The sequence below is a fragment of the Pseudomonas saudimassiliensis genome, from assembly GCF_000939975.1.
GTDB lineage: Bacteria > Pseudomonadota > Gammaproteobacteria > Pseudomonadales > Pseudomonadaceae > Halopseudomonas > Halopseudomonas saudimassiliensis.
The window spans coordinates 365,930-381,847 of sequence record NZ_LK391969.1 but is presented as its reverse complement, the minus strand read 5'-3'; the positions used below and the strand labels follow the sequence as shown (position 1 = coordinate 381,847).

10 protein-coding genes are annotated in these 15,918 nt (G+C 62.6%); 3 read left to right on the top strand and 7 right to left on the bottom strand.

Translation table 11 applies throughout. From position 1 onward, the window contains the following. Positions 1 to 34 precede the first annotated feature (34 nt). From VG99_RS01925 to VG99_RS16005, 6 genes are all read right to left on the bottom strand, one after another. Positions 35 to 1,036, bottom strand: a complete 1,002-nt coding sequence (locus VG99_RS01925) for a glycosyltransferase family 4 protein (RefSeq protein ID WP_044498067.1) — start codon at positions 1,034 to 1,036, stop codon at positions 35 to 37. Beyond that, positions 1,011 to 2,318 carry an O-antigen ligase family protein gene (locus VG99_RS01920; protein WP_044498065.1) on the bottom strand — a complete coding sequence of 436 codons (1,308 nt, stop codon included), beginning with the start codon at positions 2,316 to 2,318 and terminating at the stop codon, positions 1,011 to 1,013. Before VG99_RS01920 ends, VG99_RS01925 begins: the two co-directional genes overlap by 26 nt. A 55-nt stretch (positions 2,319 to 2,373) precedes the next feature. After that, complete coding sequence (locus VG99_RS01915) at positions 2,374 to 3,582, bottom strand: glycosyltransferase family 4 protein (protein WP_052508662.1); 1,209 nt, start codon at positions 3,580 to 3,582, stop codon at positions 2,374 to 2,376. A gap of 1 nt (position 3,583) precedes the next feature. Then, positions 3,584 to 4,906 carry a UDP-glucose dehydrogenase family protein gene (locus tag VG99_RS01910; RefSeq protein ID WP_044498064.1) on the bottom strand — a complete coding sequence of 441 codons (1,323 nt, stop codon included), beginning with the start codon at positions 4,904 to 4,906 and terminating at the stop codon, positions 3,584 to 3,586. A 46-nt stretch (positions 4,907 to 4,952) separates the two neighbouring features. Next, on the bottom strand, positions 4,953 to 7,178 hold the full coding sequence (locus VG99_RS01905; RefSeq protein ID WP_044498063.1) for a polysaccharide biosynthesis tyrosine autokinase: 2,226 nt from the start codon (positions 7,176 to 7,178) through the stop codon (positions 4,953 to 4,955). Positions 7,179 to 7,394: 216 nt separating this feature from the next. Beyond that, positions 7,395 to 8,492, bottom strand: coding sequence for a protein kinase domain-containing protein (locus tag VG99_RS16005; protein WP_076939710.1), 1,098 nt, complete (start codon positions 8,490 to 8,492; stop codon positions 7,395 to 7,397). Positions 8,493 to 8,719: 227 nt separating this feature from the next. On the opposite strand from VG99_RS16005, the gene VG99_RS01895 reads away from it, so the two are divergent. The 3 genes from VG99_RS01895 to VG99_RS01885 all read left to right on the top strand — a co-directional run bounded on the left by VG99_RS01895 (position 8,720) and on the right by VG99_RS01885 (position 14,049). After that, a complete protein-coding gene (locus tag VG99_RS01895; protein ID WP_158023870.1) occupies positions 8,720 to 9,706 on the top strand; it encodes an ATP-grasp fold amidoligase family protein in 987 nt (328 codons plus the stop codon). A 2-nt stretch (positions 9,707 to 9,708) separates the two neighbouring features. Next, entirely contained in the window at positions 9,709 to 11,769 is a 2,061-nt protein-coding gene (locus VG99_RS01890) for an acyltransferase family protein (protein ID WP_044498060.1), read from the top strand. 105 nt (positions 11,770 to 11,874) lie between these two features. After that, a complete protein-coding gene (locus tag VG99_RS01885) occupies positions 11,875 to 14,049 on the top strand; it encodes a heavy metal translocating P-type ATPase (RefSeq protein WP_044498058.1) in 2,175 nt (724 codons plus the stop codon). A gap of 26 nt (positions 14,050 to 14,075) precedes the next feature. On the opposite strand, the gene glmS is transcribed toward VG99_RS01885, so the two are convergent. Continuing rightward, positions 14,076 to 15,902, bottom strand: coding sequence for a glutamine--fructose-6-phosphate transaminase (isomerizing) (gene glmS, locus VG99_RS01880; protein WP_044498055.1), 1,827 nt, complete (start codon positions 15,900 to 15,902; stop codon positions 14,076 to 14,078). Positions 15,903 to 15,918 lie beyond the last annotated feature (16 nt).

Sequence of the window (15,918 nt, the reverse complement as noted above, 5' to 3'; positions counted from 1 at the left end):
GTGGGTTCCTTGCTGAATGGGGGAGCTGGACAGATCAATGAAGGGGCAACCGGGCCAGCGCGGTACTGACCAGGCCCGCGGTTCGGTCCCAGGTGAAGTTTTGCGCCTGGACGAGTCCACGGGCGCAGAGTTGCTTGCTGAGCTCGGTATTGCCGGCGACGGCGAGCATCGCCATGGAGATGCTGTCGCTGTCATGGGGATCGACGTAGAGTGCGGCGTCACCGCCGACCTCCGGCATAGAGGACACCTCGGAAGTAATCACCGGCGTACCGCAGGCCATGCTCTCGGCAACGGGCAGGCCGAAGCCCTCATAGAGGGACGGGAAGACCGTGGCGATAGCCCCCCGGTACCAGCTGGCCAGTTCGATCTCACTCAGGCGACCGGTGAACAGGACCCGGTCCTGCAGGTCCTCGCGGGCGATCAGCTGCTGCAGCTCGACATCGGCATTGCCGGTGAACACCAGCTTGCAGTCACGGTGCAGGCCGCTCAGCTTGAACGCCTGCACCAATCGCTTTTCATTCTTGTGGCCCTTGCGGTTGCTGCAGCAAAAGAAGTAGGCATAGCCGGGCTGCATGGGCACGACCTGGGCGTGGAAGATATCGCTGACGCCATTGCCGACCACGGTGACCCGGTCGGGGTCACACTCCGCCCACTCGACGATCCGCCCGCGGGAGAATTCCGAGACGGTCAGCACCTGCTCGGCCCGGTGCACTGCTGGACGGATGATCAACTGGTAATAGAGGCGCTTGAGCGCCGAGCTGTTGTGTTCCACATCGATGTGGTTGAGGTCGTGGATAGTGAACACGAAGGGCAGCCGGCTGCCCGACGGCGGAATGTAACCGGGGCTGTAGAGCGCCTTGGCCCCGCTGCCGGCGAGCCAGCGGCCCAGGCGTACCGAGGAGGCGAAGGACGCCGGGTTGCCGGCGCCGTCGAACAGCTTGGTGAAATTCAGACGGTCCTGCACTTCCGTGGCAAAGCGGCCGATCCCATGGGGGCCGATCCACCTGGAATCAAAAGCTATGTGCGAGTGTTCCATGTGGTCTCCGAATGAGGTGGGGTGACTTCAGGCTCACGCAGAGCTGATCGAAGTAGAAGAACAGGGCCAGCACCGGCAAGAGCCAGAACGGGTAGAAGACGATCTGGTTGAAATGCCCGGCCCAGAGCAGGGTCAGGGCGGTGTAGATGATGAGCTTGCGAAACAGCTGATAGGGCTCGGGAGACGGCAGTTGGCGCAGCTTGCCGGCCACGACCCAGGCCCAGATTCCTCCTGCCACCAGGGTGACCAGGGAGCCGATGAAGCCATAGCTCATGATCACCATCTGCAGGCTGGAATCGACCTTGGTGCCGTCCTTGAACAGGAAACGGATGGCGAAGTTGTAGCCGTGGCCGAGCAGTGGGTGCTGCGCGATCAGCTCCATCCCGGTATCGAAGGCCTTCAGCCGCGACAGCGCGGAGCTGTCATCACGGGTGGTGGTGAAGCGTTCGATGACGCGCTCGAGCTGGCTTTCGAAGATCACGGCCAAGGCCATGATCAGGAAGGGCGACAGCAATAGCAGATACACATGCAGCGGCCGTACGCCGATATTCCGGCTCTGGAACTGGGTAATCATGCTCAGGGCACGCAGGCCGAAGACGCAGGCAAACGCGAGCAGGGCCAGGGAGATGCCCGAGCGGGAGAAGCTGAACAGTAGCGCCACCACCATCAGCAGGAAGAGCGCGATGTAGCCGGTGCGCTGGAGCACCAGGGTGGCCATCAGGATCGGCAACACGATGATGGTGCCGAAGAAGTTGGGGTCCAGGTAGGTGGAGACCAGGCGAAATTGATGGGGGTCACCGGTGAAATTGATGCCCATCTGCTCCAGCTTGAGCCAGAGCACCGTGGAATCCGGGAAGATCGCCAGCAGCACGAAGCTGAAGACGGAGGCGGCGCCGTAGGTGATGACGAAGGCCTTGGTCAGGCGTGGGATGTCGTCGCGGAACACCCATTGCAGGGCGACGCCGGCCGCAAAGCCCGACAGGATCATGGCGCTGAGGCGGATATTGTAGAAGACCGAGTCCATCGCCACGCCGTAGTGGAATATGCCAACGCCCAGGGAGAAGGTGTTGACGGCCAGCAGGAACAGCACCGCGCGCGAAGTGATCAGGCGTTTGAAGTTCCTGATCAGGATGGGCGCGGCACACAGGTAGATCACCAATTCGCTGGCATTGACGTTGCCGAAGGAGCCGGCCACGGGGACGAAGCGCGGCAGGTTGCCGAATACGGCAAACAGGCATACCAGGGCCAGGAAGGCGGCATTGAGCAGGTACTGGATTTTCATGGGGTCTCTGACATAACGCGAGCTGGGCTCTGACAGGGGAGCGGGGCGGCCGGGTTCAGACGGTCGTCTGGGTAGCGGGCAGCGGTTTTTCCTGGGTGCCATCCAGACTCTGATAGGCGCGCAGGTAGCGTGCGGTGATCCGCTCGCCGGAGAACTGCGCCGCCCAGGCCAGGCAATGTTCACGCAGCAGCGTGCGGTCGCTGCGGGCCAGCCGCTGGACGGCTGCGACGAAGGCATCCACGTCACCGGCGGGGCAGGCGAACCCGGTCTCCCCGGGGCGAATGATCTCGGGGATGCCACCGGCGTCCGAACCGACCACGGGCACGCCATAGGAGCTGGCTTCCAGTACCACCCGGCCCAGGGGCTCGGCCCACTGTGAGGGCACCAGCATGATGTCGATGCTCGGGAAGAATGCCTCCGGTGCTGAGTGCCCCAGCCAGGTCAGGTCCTGGTCGGCATAGGCCGCCTGCAGCCGGGCGACATAGGCGCTATCGCCCTTGCCGGCAATGCGCAGGCTGAAGCCGGGGCCGAGTCTACGGCAGGCCTGCAATGCGGTTTCGAGGCCCTTGGCCGGCTCGATCCGGCCCATGTAGCCCAGCACCGTGCCCTTATCGCTGGCTCGGGGTGGTGTTGCCGCGGGCTGGCTGATCGAGTTGTAGATGACCTCCGCCGGTGCCTGGCGGAAATAGCCCAGGCGTTGGTGCAATTCACTCACGTGTTCACTGATCCCGACGTAGTGCTGGACCTGGTGGGAGCGCCACTTGCGGACCAGGGAAAACAACCGGCAACTCAGCGAGCGCGGATCCTGGTTGCGCTCACCGCTGTAGAGCGTGCAGTTGGGATGAATCAGGTAATAGTCCCGGGAGGTGTGCACCACCGGGATGCCCACGGCCCGGGCGGCGTCCCATACCGCAACGGAAAAGCCCGCCAGGTTGTTGGTGTGCAGCAGGTCCGGCTGGATCTGCCGCAGCAGGCGCGATACATCGGCGCGCGCCAGCGGGTTATAGGTATCCAGCACATGCCAGAGCAGTCGCCGTAGCCGGGACGGGTGGCCGCCGAAGGGCCAGTACAGGTTGCGCACGGGCAGGCGATACAGCGTGACGCCGCCGGCTTGCTCGACGCTGGGCTGTCGCCCCTCATGCAAGGTGATGACGCTTACTGTATGCCCCTGGCCAGCCAAGCCTTCGGCGAGCAGCTGTACCGAGACTTCGGCGCCGCCAACCCGGTAGGGGTGGTATAGCGTATTGAGAATGGCGATCTTCATCTCAGCGTCCGATGGCGTAATAGGTGAAGCCCTTTTTCGCCATGCGTTTGGGGTCGTAGAGGTTGCGGCCGTCGAAGATCACCGGGTAGTTCAGATAGTCGTGGATGAGGTCGAAGTCCGGAGCCTTGAAGGCCTGCCAGTCAGTAACCACGACCAGGGCGTCGGCGCCCTTGAGGGCCGACTCCTTGGTGCCGCACAGCTGCAGGTCGTCACAGTGCAGGTATAGCCGCTGGGTCTCTTCCATGGCTTCGGGATCGTAGGCATGCACCCGGGCGCCGGCCTGCCAGAGTGCTTCCATCAGTACCCGGCTGGGCGCTTCGCGCATGTCATTGGTATTGGGCTTGAAGGCCAGGCCCCAGATGGCAAAGGTCTTGCCCTCCAGGTCGCCCTGGAAATGGTTGGAGATCTTGCGGTAGAGGAGGGTCTTCTGCTCCTTGTTGCGCGATTCCACCGCCCGCAACACCCGCGCATCGAAGTCGACCACTTCCGCGGTGCGGATCAGTGCCTGGACGTCCTTGGGGAAACAGGAGCCGCCGTAGCCGGCCCCGGGGTAGATGAAGTGATAGCCGATACGCGGATCCGACCCGATGCCTTGGCGTACCATCTCGATATCAGCGCCGAGCAGCTCGGCCAGGTTGGCCATTTCATTCATGAAGCTGATCTTGGTCGCCAGCATGCAGTTGGCGGCGTACTTGGTCAGCTCGGCACTCGGCACATCCATGATGATGATCTTTTCGTGAATGCGGTTGAACGGCGCGTAGAGTTCGCGCATCACCTCCTCGGCCTCGCCGCTGTCGGTCCCGATGATGATGCGGTCCGGCCGCATGCAGTCCGCCACGGCGGAGCCTTCCTTGAGAAACTCGGGGTTGGACACCACATCGAAGGTCAGCCTCGCGTCGTTGCGCTCGGCCAGGATGGCTTCGACCGTCGCGCAGACCTGGCGGGCTGTGCCCACCGGTACGGTGGATTTGTTGATGATGATGCGGTGGCCGTCCATGTGCTCGGCGATGGTAGCGGCGACCGCCAGCACATATTGCAGGTCGGCGGAGCCATCCTCGTCCGGGGGCGTGCCAACGGCGATGAACTGGACACTGCCGTGGCGCACACCGGCCGCCGCGTCGGTGGTGAACTGCAGCCGGCCGGCGGCGTGGTTGTCGCGCACCAGGTTTTCCAGGCCCGGTTCATAGATCGGAATCTGGCCCTGCTGCAGGCGCGCGATCTTGTCCGGGTCCACATCCACGCAGACCACCTGGTGGCCGACTTCGGCCAGCACGGCGCCCTGCACCAGACCCACATAGCCAGTGCCAAATACGGTTACTTTCATGGTGATTCCTCGATGAATTCAGTCGTTGCCGCAAGGGAGGTGGGTGCTAGGCCTTTTCTGATTTGTATTCATAGAAGTAGCTGCCGTACTGGTTGTAGCCGTAGGCCGAGGCCTTCTTGACGACGGCGTTGAAAATGGCGCCCTTGAGCTGGATGCCGTCCTGCTCGAAGCAGCGTTTGGCCGCCTCGATCTCCCTCGCCGAGTTCTGCCCGAAGCGGGTAACCAGCAGGCAGATACCCGCTTCGCGGCCGACCAGGGACGCGTCGGTAACCGCCAGCACCGGTGGCGTGTCGATGATGATGAGGTCGTATTGGTTGTCGATTTCCCGGAGGAAGCGGCGGAAGTTGTCGTGCATCAGCAACTCGGATGGATTCGGCGGAATACGGCCGCGGGCGATCAGGTCCAGTCGTTCGACTTCGGTAGGCCGAATCGCGGTCTGGATGTCGATGCGCGAGGTCAGCAGGTCGGACAGGCCGTCCCGGGCAGGCATGCGGAACACCTTGTTGATGTAGCCCTTGCGCATATCCGCGTCGATCAGCAGGACGCGCTGGCCGGTCTGGGCCATGGTGGTCGCCAGGTTTACCGCGACGAAAGATTTACCCACGCCCGGGCTGGGGCCGGTGATCATCAACACGTTATTCATGGCCCCGGCATGGGCAAAGTGCAGGCTGGTACGCAGCCGGCGCAGGGACTCCACGGCCAGGTCAGCGGGGTTCTTCAGCGCCAGGATCAGACTGTCATGCTGGGCGGCGCGATTACTGCTGCGCATGTGCTTTTCCAGGAATTCCTGTTCCCGGCTGAAGGGGATGCTGGCGTACACCGGCAGGCCGAGCTGCTCGATGAGCTCCGGATTCTCCACGCCACGGTTGTGGATCTGGCGCAGCAGCACCAGGGCGACGCCAAGGAAGCCGCCGAACAGCGTAGAGAGTATGGCGACGATGGCCTTGCGCGGCTTGACCGGGCGGGTGACGCTGGCGTCGGCGGCATCGATGATGCGAACGTTGCCGACGGTGCCCGCGCGCAGCACATCCAGTTCCTGGGAACGGTTGAGCATCGCGGTGTAGACTTCGGTGGTGACAGCGACGTCCCGCGACAGGCGCAGCAGCTCCTGCTGGGTTTCCGGCAGTTGATCTACCTTGGCGCTCAACTCGTTGCGCTGGCGTTGTAGCTGCTGGGTCTGCTCCTGGAGGATCTGATAAGAAGGGTGTTCACCGGTAAAGCGGCGTTGCAGTTCAGAACGCTTGAGGTTCTGCTCGGAAATCAGCGTGTCCAGTTCGATGATCTGATTGAGGACCGACTGGGTTTCAATGGAGATATCCACCGATTTGCTGCTGGTCTGGAAGTCGTTCAGGGCCTGCTCGTAACGCTCCAGCTCGGAGCGCACCTGGGGCAACTGGTCGCGCAGGAATTCGAGGCTCTGCGCGGCTTCCGCCGAGTTGCGCTCGACGTTCTGGCGAACATACAGCCGGCTGATCTCATCCAGTACGCGGATGGCATGCTGGTGGTCTTCATGCTGTAGCGACAGGCTGATGATGCCCGAGTCCTTGGCGCGCTCGCTGGCATCCAGCTCGTTCTGCAGGTACATGATGCTGTTCAGCAGCCGGTTATGGGCGACGGTGAAGCGCGTGCCGGGACGGGCGATAAGTTTGGCGATCTGGACCTTGAAACCGTTCTGCTCGACCTGCTGGCCGACCTGGCCGGTCAGCAGCTGCTCACCGTCATCGTTGTACAGGCTGAAATAGTCATGGGCGCCAGCGACGAGGGCGAGGGGTTGATCAAGGTAGGCCGGCGGGACTGCCAGCTGGAATATTTCCAGCTCTTCGCCGCCCCAGGCGTATTGCGCCAGGCCAAACCAGGGTTGGGCCAGTTCGCCTTCATACTCCGGCTTGAAGCGGCGCGCTGCCCAGTGGCCGATAAGCGGAAAGTAGCTGGGCGACGATACGGTATCCAGTTTGAGGTTGGTGACGGCTTGGCCGATCACCGCACGGGATTTGATCAATTCAATTTCGGTTACCGCCTTGGACGGCCCGCCGAATACGTCGGACAGCTCGGACATGCCCGCCAGGCCACCGCTCTTTTCTTCAATCTGAATCAGGGCGTTGGCTTGATAAATGGGGGTTGCCAGGATGGCGTAGGTCACGCCCAGCAGGGCGAAAAGCAGAGTCAGGCCGGCAATGATCCATTTGCCATCGATCAGTGCCCCGAAAAGGACCGCGAGGTCGATTTCGTCGGTACTGCTCTGGTTCCGATATGGGGGGGTGATGTTTTGCATGATTTCCCTTGCGCTCGCGCATATTGAAGGTGGTTGTGAAGCCCCGGCTCCGGAGTGGAGGGAAACGGCGCTCCAGGCACGCTACCGCCCCAGGATTTCTAGTCGGATCCTGAAGACTGGTGGTTCTTTAAAGTGGTACTACTGGTCAAACAGGCACAGGCCACCCACAACGGCCGAAGGCGCGTTTGGGGAAGGCAGTTAATAATTAAAAGCTCGTTATCGCCGGAGCATGCTCGCCAAGTTCGCCATCTTGAATTCAGGCTGTTGGTGATGTCCGATTCGGTGGGTGTATAAAGGTCTTACAAACTCTTCCACGGACTCCGGGCGCAAAGAAGGGCAGGAGTGCGTGGCTGCTTCGATAAGGTGCTGGAACGATCTGTTGGTGATGTCTTGTCGCCAGTCGGGAAGCAGTGGTCGGTTGAAATCCGAGGTCAGCAGCTGATACAGCAGTATGCCCAGCGAGTAGATATCGCTACGTGGGGAGACGTCGTTATCACGATAGGTTTCCGGGGCTCGGTAGAAATAGCCGACGGTGGCTTTCTGCGCTTGGCCAGCATCTGTAAGGCGTCTTTCCGGTGCAGTGATGCGAATACTGCCGTTGTCCGCCACAAGCAGATTGTCGGGTTGCAGGAACGCGTGCACGGTGCCTCGTGCGTGTTGCAGCGATACTGCTTTTGCCAGGGCCAGGAACAGGCTGAGCCGCTGTTCGATCGGCATGATGTCCAGGTGACGCCGCCCGGCCCAGGCTTCCAGGGTCGGGTCACCTTCAGGGTGGAAGGCCTTGCCTCCGGCGCGTTCGGTTCGCTCGGCTACGCTGGTACCGGCGTCCAGGGTAGTGCCGGAGCGATCAAACTCGGTGGGGTTTAGTGAGATTACATCGAGATAATGAAACGAGGTGACGGGCGGTGCGATACGGGCGCTGGTGAACACTGACTCGGGGCGCGGTGGGGCTGGGATCAGGGCGCAGTCAGCCTGCGCCTCCATCTTCTTTACCGGACCCTGGATGCGATAACCCACCCGAGGGATGGTCACCAGTAGGCCGGCGTTATCCCCCAGCGCCTTGCGCAGTTTGGCCATGGCATTGGCCAGGACGTTTTCGACGGTGATCCGCCCACCCCAGACGGTATGCAGCAATTCGGCTTTGGTTACGACCTGATCAGCGTGCTCGAGGATCTTGGCCAGCAAAACAAGAGGCCTGCGTTCTATTGCTACGGGTCGCTCGTTGATTCTGAGTTCGAATCTCGCTTCGTTAAACTCTGCCGTACCGAAGAAATATCGGTATAACTTAAGGGGCCTTTTCTGCAGTAAATCCATTTTTGTTTCCCTCGCTGCATTGATCCTCGCCGGACATTAAGGCAGATAAAACAGCATTTAGTTTGGTCCGTTAGTGATCGGTTATGGATCAGTTATCTCCCTGCTGACGTTACCGATTCGTGAAGGCATTCCTCCGGGTTCCATGCCTGAATGTCTCCGTGAATGGCAAAGGCATTGATGCAATTGCTGCGCCGAGTTAAAGGGTCCTCATGCATTGGGGTGTTGATATGGACATTGCTGGCAAGTTTGCCGAGAAACTGATGAACGCGATGCGTTATTCCTTGACTTCCTCGGTAGTGGAGGTGCTCCCGGAGTGGGCGGAATACCAACTCCGGTACCTGAAACGGCACGGTCGTTTCTGCAGCTTCAGTAATCCGCAAAGCCTGACCGAAAAGTTGCACCATCGAATGCGTTACCCCCTGCCGCATTTCTCCCGTCTGGCTGACAAGGTGTTAGCGCGCGAATATATTGGCGCTACTGTAGGCGAAAGATTCAATGTGCCTCTGTATGCCGCTGCGGAATTGTTAACTGCGTCACAGTTTGAGCATTTACCTGACAGTTTTGTTATGAAAACAAATAACAGCAGCGGTTCCGTACGTATCGTGCCGGACAAGTCAAAGGAAGATGTCAGTGAGTTGACGGCACTGGGCAATGCCTGGTTACGGGAAGACTTTTCTCGCCGTCGAGGTGAGCGTCATTACAAGGCAATACGCCCCCAGGTGCTATTTGAGCAGGCGTTGCTGACGGCAGACGGCCCGCCCGCAGACTACAAGGTCCATGTATTCAATCCCGCCGAAGGCGAAAGCTTCCTGTTCATCCAGGTGATCAACGGTCGGTTTGGCCGCATGACGCAAAATCTGTTCTCCGAGGATTGGCAGGGCCTGCCGTTCAGGCTTGGCGACAAGTTGTCGCCAAGTACGGACGCCCAGGTTACCCGGCCCCCCGCTGTGTTGGCGGAACTGCTGGATGTAGCCCGTCGGCTGGCCCAGCCGTTCGGCTACGCTCGGGTGGACATGTATGTGTACGAAGGGCGCATCTATGTTGGCGAGATCACCTTCACGCCTGGCGCGGGGGCGTTCAAGCTCTACCCCGAGGAGTGGGATCGGAAACTCGGCGCACTGTTTCGCTGGCCCGAGCTGCCGGTGCCGCCCCAGGATGCGCCCGTGGTGGTGCGGGGCGGTCGTTTTCATGACGCCGTGAATGAGCTGGGGTAACTATGGGCAACTTCCCTGATAAAACAGCAGCGGACAGCTTCCGCGGCGATATCGAAGGCCTGCGTGCGTTGGCGGCCTTGCTGGTGGCGATCTTCCATATCTGGATGAACAAGGTCTCCGGTGGGGTCGATGTCTTTTTCGTGGTGTCCGGCTACCTGATCACCCTGTCGCTGCTTCGGCAACGGGAGCAATTGGGACGGGTGCGTCCGCTGGTGTTCTGGGCCGGGTTGGCGCGGCGGCTATTGCCGGCTGCGCTGCTGGTGATCAGCGCAGTATTGCTGGGCACCTGGCTGCTGCTACCGCGCTCGCTCTGGATGGCGGCGATGAAGGAAAGCCTGGCCGCTATGCTGTATATGGAAAACTGGGCGCTGGCGCTCAATTCCGTTGATTACCTGGCCCGGGATAACCTGCCAAGTCCGGTGCAGCACTACTGGGCGTTGTCGACCCAGGGGCAATTCTACGCGCTGTGGCCCTTCGTGATCATGCTGGCGCTATATGCCAGCACCCGGCTGGCGGTGAGCCGACGGCAGGGGTTGCTGCTCATCTTCGGTAGCATCTTCGCTGTGTCCCTGGGCTTTTCCGTCATCCATACCGCTGCCAACCAGACCTTTGCCTATTTCAACACCTTCGCCCGGGTCTGGCAGTTCGCACTCGGCGGGATTATCGCCGTCAGCCCCTGGCTGGCAGTACCCAAGGGGCTGCGCTGGGCACTGGCTTGGCTGGGGTTGGCGGCGGTGATCAGCTGTGGATTTGTGCTGGACGTCTCGATGAGTTTCCCCGGCTACGCGGCGCTCTGGCCCTCCCTCGGGGCGGCGTTAGTGCTCGGTAGTGGTGCGGGCATGCTCCCCGGTAGTGCACGGAAGCTGCTGTCGCTGCGTCCCTTGCTCTGGCTCGGCGGGATCAGTTACGCCTTTTATCTGTGGCACTGGCCGGTGATGATCTTCCTGCGGGCGGTCGCAGGGGAGCCGGCGCTAACCTGGTATGGCGGACTGGCGATCATGGCAGTGTCGCTGGTGCTGGCATGGGGTACGACTCGGTTGGTGGAGAAGCCGCTGCGGGCGCGTCTCGGCCGCCGCTCTGCTGGCTTTGCCTACGGCGCAGCGGTGACGGCGATGGCCCCGCTGGTGGTCGTAATCCTGTTATGGCGTAACGAGGTGCAGACTCTGACCGAGGAGTACCGCGTGCCGGAGACGGTCGATGCCGCGCTGTACCCCGGCGCGCGGGTACTGGCCGAGGACGGGGGCGCACAGCCTGACGTGGGCATTATTCCCGAACCGTTCATGGCCAGCAGAGACGTACCCGGACCCTACAAGGAAGGGTGCCATCAGGGCCTGTATGGCACCGAGGCCAAGGCCTGCCATTACGGCAGGCCCGAAGGGGCGCTGACCATTGCCGTGGCCGGCAGCTCCCATGCCACCCATTGGGTGCCGGCACTGGACGTCATCGCCCAACAACGTAATTGGCGACTGGTGAGCTATACCAAGAACGGCTGTCGCTTTACCGCCGATGCCGACGCGTCACCGGACAATCGCGAGAATTCCTGCACCCTGTGGAATGACAATGTGCTTGCGGCCCTGGGCGAGCTCAAGCCGGACTTTGTCTTCACTACCGGCACGGTAGCGATGACGGCGGAGCAGCCCGAGCATGTGCCGGCTGGCTATGTGCAGCAGTGGCAGAAGGTAGCGCAGCTGGGGCTGAAGGTTCTGGCGGTACGGGATACCCCGTACATGGGCTTTCACGTACCTACCTGTGTCGACATGAACGGGGCGGACTCACCGTTATGTTCGCGACCGCGCAGCGCGGCGCTGGGCTCGGTGCTGAGTCCGACGCCGAACCTGGGTGAACACGTCCGGTTCATCGATATGAGCGACTACTTCTGTACCGCGGACACCTGTCCGGCAGTGGCGGGGAATATCCTTATCTACAAGGACAAGAGCCATATCTCCACCGTGTACATGAAGTCCCTGAGCGGCTTTCTTGCGGACGAGATGGAGCGGGCCATGCAAGTTGGGGAAATACGCCTGGCCGACCGCGTCCGCCTGCCGGATTCACGCACTAACTGAGGCCTCCGGTTCACGACTTTCGTTATCTGCCGAGCGAGCCCCTTGACTCCGACAGGGTGATAGGGGCTCTAATCTTGATACCGAATGTGCAGTGAAGGAGTTGCCATGAGCGACATGCCGTCTCGAGCCTGTGGTTGTGATTCGTCCCAGCCTGCGCCATCGGCTGTGCCGCCCACCGTTGAACCGGGCGCGGCCGCCGTGTGCTATCGGATCGACAACATGGACTGCCCCACCGAGGAGGCGTTGATTCGCGGCAAGCTGGCGAGCGTACCCGGCATCCTCGGGCTTGACTTCAATCTGCTGCAGCGGCAGTTGACCGTACGCCACAATCTGGCCTCCCTGGACCCGGTAGAGCGAGCTCTGGCGGCCATCGGCATGCAGGCGGTGCGACAGGAGTCCAATCAGCTTGCCGAACCGGTGCCGGATCGAACCCGTTGGTGGGCGCTAGGCGCGGCGCTGCTGGCGGCAGTCGCGGCCGAAGCCATGTACTGGGTGCTGGGCGGCCACCATTGGCTGGTAATGCTGCTGGCCCTTGGCGCTATCCTGATCGGCGGATTGTCCACCTATCGCAAGGGCTGGATAGCGCTGCGCAATGGCAACCTCAATATCAACGCCTTGATGGCCATTGCGGTCACGGGCGCGATGCTGATCGGCCATTGGCCCGAAGCCGCCATGGTCATGGTGTTGTTCTCCCTGGCGGAAGTCATCGAAGCGCGGTCCCTGGACCGCGCCCGTAATGCGATCCGCCAGTTGCTGGATCTCACCCCCGAACAGGCCACGGTGCAGCAGCCAGACGGCAGCTGGCAGGCATTGCCGGCGAGGCAGGTGACACTCGGCAGCCGGGTGCGGGTGCGCCCCGGCGAACGCATCGCGCTGGATGGAGAAATCGTCGCGGGTCGCTCCACGGTCGTCCAGGCGCCCATTACCGGGGAAAGCCTGCCGGTTGAGAAGGGGGTAGGCGATCCGGTCTTCGCCGGTACCGTTAACCAGTCCGGCTCCTTCGAGCTGCGGGTGACGGCCCCGGCCGACCAATCGACCCTGGCGCGCATTATCCGGGCGGTGGAAACGGCCCAGGCCAGCCGGGCGCCGACCCAGCGCGCCGTCGATCGGTTTGCCCGCTGGTACACTCCAGTGGTGGTCCTATTGGCGCTGGGTGTGGCGCTGGTGCCGCCGCTGTTCCTCGCGGGCGCCTGGCTGGACTGGGCCTACCGGGCGCTGGTGTTGCTGGTGGTGGCCTGTCCCTGCGCACTGGTCATCTCCACCCCCGTCAGCATCGTCAGTGGCCTGGCGGCAGCGGCGCGGCAGGGCATCCTCATCAAGGGTGGTGTCTACCTCGAAGAAGGCCGCAAGTTGCGCTGGCTGGCCCTGGACAAGACCGGCACCATCACCCATGGCAAGCCGGTGCAGACAGACTTCATGGCGCTGGGCGAGCAGGACGGCATAAAGGTCCGCCGTCTGGCCGCCGCGCTGGCAGGGCGCTCCGATCATCCGGTTTCCCGGGCGATCGCTGTGGCCGCCCGGGCAGATGGCTTGGCGTTGCCTGAGGTGACGGAGTTTGCAGCGTTGCCGGGGCAGGGGGTGGGCGGCTCGATCGATGGGGTGCCATGTTACCTGGGCAGCCAGCGGCTGCTGGAGGCCCAGGGGATGGCAGCGGCAGAGCTGGCACCGCGGATCACCGAACTGGAAGCTCAGGGCAAGAGCGTGGTGCTGCTGGTAGCCGGCGGGGAGGTGCAGGGCATCTTTGCCGTGGCCGATACCATCCGGGACAGCAGCCGGGCCGCGGTGGCCGAACTGCATGGGCTGGGCATCGCCACCGTCATGCTCAGTGGGGACAACGTCCACGCCGCACAGGCGATTGCCAGGCAGGCGGGGATCGACCGCGCCTACGGCAACCTGCTGCCTGAAGACAAGGCCCGGGAGATCGAGCGCCTCGCCAGTGAAGGTCGGGTCGGCATGGTCGGTGACGGCATCAATGACGCCCCGGCACTGGCCCGCGCGAACATCGGTTTTGCCATGGGCGCGGCGGGTACCGATATCGCCATCGAGACCGCCGACGTGGCCCTGATGGATGACGACCTGCGCAAGATCCCGGCCTTCATCCGGCTGTCACAGGCCACCTCACAGGTGCTGACGCAGAATATCGTGCTGGCCCTGGGGATCAAGGCGGTGTTTCTGGCATTGACCATTACCGGCGATGCGACCATGTGGATGGCGGTATTCGCCGACATGGGCGCGAGCCTGCTGGTAGTGGCAAACGGATTGCGGCTGTTGCGCAAATAAGTCCCTCCCGGGCGGGAGGGGCGGCTTTATTCCACGGTTACCGACTTGGCCAGATTGCGCGGTTTATCCACGTCCGTGCCCTTGACCAGCGCCACGTGGTAGCTGAGCAGCTGCAGCGGAATGGTATAGAGGATCGGCGAGATGATGTCGTCGACCTGGGGCAGGCGGATGGTGTCGCCATCGGCGCCCGGCTGTTCGACGGTTTCGCAGGCGAAGGTGATCAGCTGGCCACCCCGGGCGCGGACCTCTTCCAGGTTGGACTTGAGCTTTTCGAGCAGGCTGTCGCTGGGGGCAACGCTCACCACGGGCATGTTTTCATCCACCAGCGCCAACGGACCATGCTTGAGTTCGCCGGCGGCGTAAGCCTCGGCGTGAATGTAGGAGATTTCCTTGAGCTTGAGTGCGCCTTCCATGGCGATCGGATAGTGCGGCCCGCGGCCGAGGAACAGCGCGTGGTGCTTGTTGGCGAAGCGTTCGGCCAGGGCGGCGATGGCCGGTTCCAGGGCCAGGACCTGATCGATCAGGGCCGGCAGCTGGCGCAGGGCGGCGACATTGGCCGCGACCTGGTCAGCTGCACGGCCGCGCACCTGGAGCAGGGCGCTGGTCAGCCACAGCAGCGCCACCAGCTGGGTGGTGAAGGCCTTGGTCGAGGCAACCCCGATCTCCGGGCCGGCCTGGGTCAGCAGACGCCAGTCGGCCTCCCGGACCAGGGAGCTGCCGGCCACGTTGCAGATGGCGAGGGTGGCAAGGTACCCCTGGTCCTTGGCAAAGCGCAGCGCGGCCAGGGTGTCGGCCGTTTCGCCCGACTGGGAGAGGGTGATCAGCAGGGTATTGGCGGGCACCGCGACGGTGCGGTAGCGGTATTCGCTGGCCACTTCCACCTGGCACGGCAGGCCGACCTGGGACTCGATCCAGTAACGGGCCACCAGCCCCGCGTGGTAGCTGGTGCCGCAGGCGACGATATGGATGTTGTCCACCGATGCCAGGCGGCTCTCCGCGTCCGGGCCGAGGATCGCCGTCAGCACATGGTTGTCGCCGAGGATGCCGCTGAGGGTATTGCCGATGGCCTCGGGCTGCTCGAAGATTTCCTTGAGCATGTAGTGGCGGTACTCGCCCTTGTCCAGGCTGAGCGCAGCGTGTTGGTAACGCTTGACCGGCCGCTCGACAGGACTGTGCTGCCGATCCCAGAGGGTACAGCCGTCGACCGTCAGGCGGGCGTGGTCGCCTTCATCCAGATAGCGGAAGCGGTCGGTGACCTGCAGCAGCGCCAGGGGATCGGAGGCGATATAGGACTCGCCGCTGCCCTCGCCGATGACCAGCGGGCTACCCATGCGCGCGCAATACAGGTTCTGCGGCTCATCCTCGTGCACCATCGCCAGGGCGTAGGCACCTTGTAATTCAGCCAGGGTGTTGCGGAAGGCAGTGAGCAGATCCGGAGTCTGACGGTAGTGCCAGGCCATCAGGTGGGCAACCACCTCTGTGTCGGTCTCCGAGGTGAATACATAACCGAGGTCGGTCAGCTTGCGGCGCAGCGGTGAGTGGTTCTCGATGATCCCGTTGTGCACGATTGCCAACCCATCAGAAACATGGGGGTGGGCGTTATGTTCAGCTGGTTTGCCGTGGGTGGCCCAGCGGGTATGGGCGATGCCCAGGCAGCCCACGGCCGGGGTGGCCTCCAGGGTACGCTCCAGTTCCACGACCTTGCCGACGGCCCGTACCCGCTGCAGGTGATTGTCATCGGCCAGCACCGCCACGCCCGCGGAGTCGTAACCGCGATACTCCAGTCGGCGCAGGCCTTCGAGCAGGATGGGGGTAACATTGCGCTGGGCAACAACGCCGACGATTCCGCACATGGGGTATTCCTTGATT

What these genes read in the sequence shown, in the direction of transcription:
- glmS (WP_044498055.1), bottom strand. Translation starts at nt 15,902, where the DNA reads ATGTGCGGAATCGTCGGCGTTGTTGCCCAGCGCAATGTTACCCCCATC.
- VG99_RS01910 (WP_044498064.1), bottom strand. Translation starts at nt 4,906, where the DNA reads ATGAAAGTAACCGTATTTGGCACTGGCTATGTGGGTCTGGTGCAGGGC.
- VG99_RS01905 (WP_044498063.1), bottom strand. Translation starts at nt 7,178, where the DNA reads ATGCAAAACATCACCCCCCCATATCGGAACCAGAGCAGTACCGACGAA.
- VG99_RS01890 (WP_044498060.1), top strand. Translation starts at nt 9,709, where the DNA reads ATGGGCAACTTCCCTGATAAAACAGCAGCGGACAGCTTCCGCGGCGAT.
- VG99_RS01885 (WP_044498058.1), top strand. Translation starts at nt 11,875, where the DNA reads ATGAGCGACATGCCGTCTCGAGCCTGTGGTTGTGATTCGTCCCAGCCT.
- VG99_RS01920 (WP_044498065.1), bottom strand. Translation starts at nt 2,318, where the DNA reads ATGAAAATCCAGTACCTGCTCAATGCCGCCTTCCTGGCCCTGGTATGC.
- VG99_RS16005 (WP_076939710.1), bottom strand. Translation starts at nt 8,492, where the DNA reads ATGGATTTACTGCAGAAAAGGCCCCTTAAGTTATACCGATATTTCTTC.
- VG99_RS01925 (WP_044498067.1), bottom strand. Translation starts at nt 1,036, where the DNA reads ATGGAACACTCGCACATAGCTTTTGATTCCAGGTGGATCGGCCCCCAT.
- VG99_RS01915 (WP_052508662.1), bottom strand. Translation starts at nt 3,582, where the DNA reads ATGAAGATCGCCATTCTCAATACGCTATACCACCCCTACCGGGTTGGC.
- VG99_RS01895 (WP_158023870.1), top strand. Translation starts at nt 8,720, where the DNA reads ATGGACATTGCTGGCAAGTTTGCCGAGAAACTGATGAACGCGATGCGT.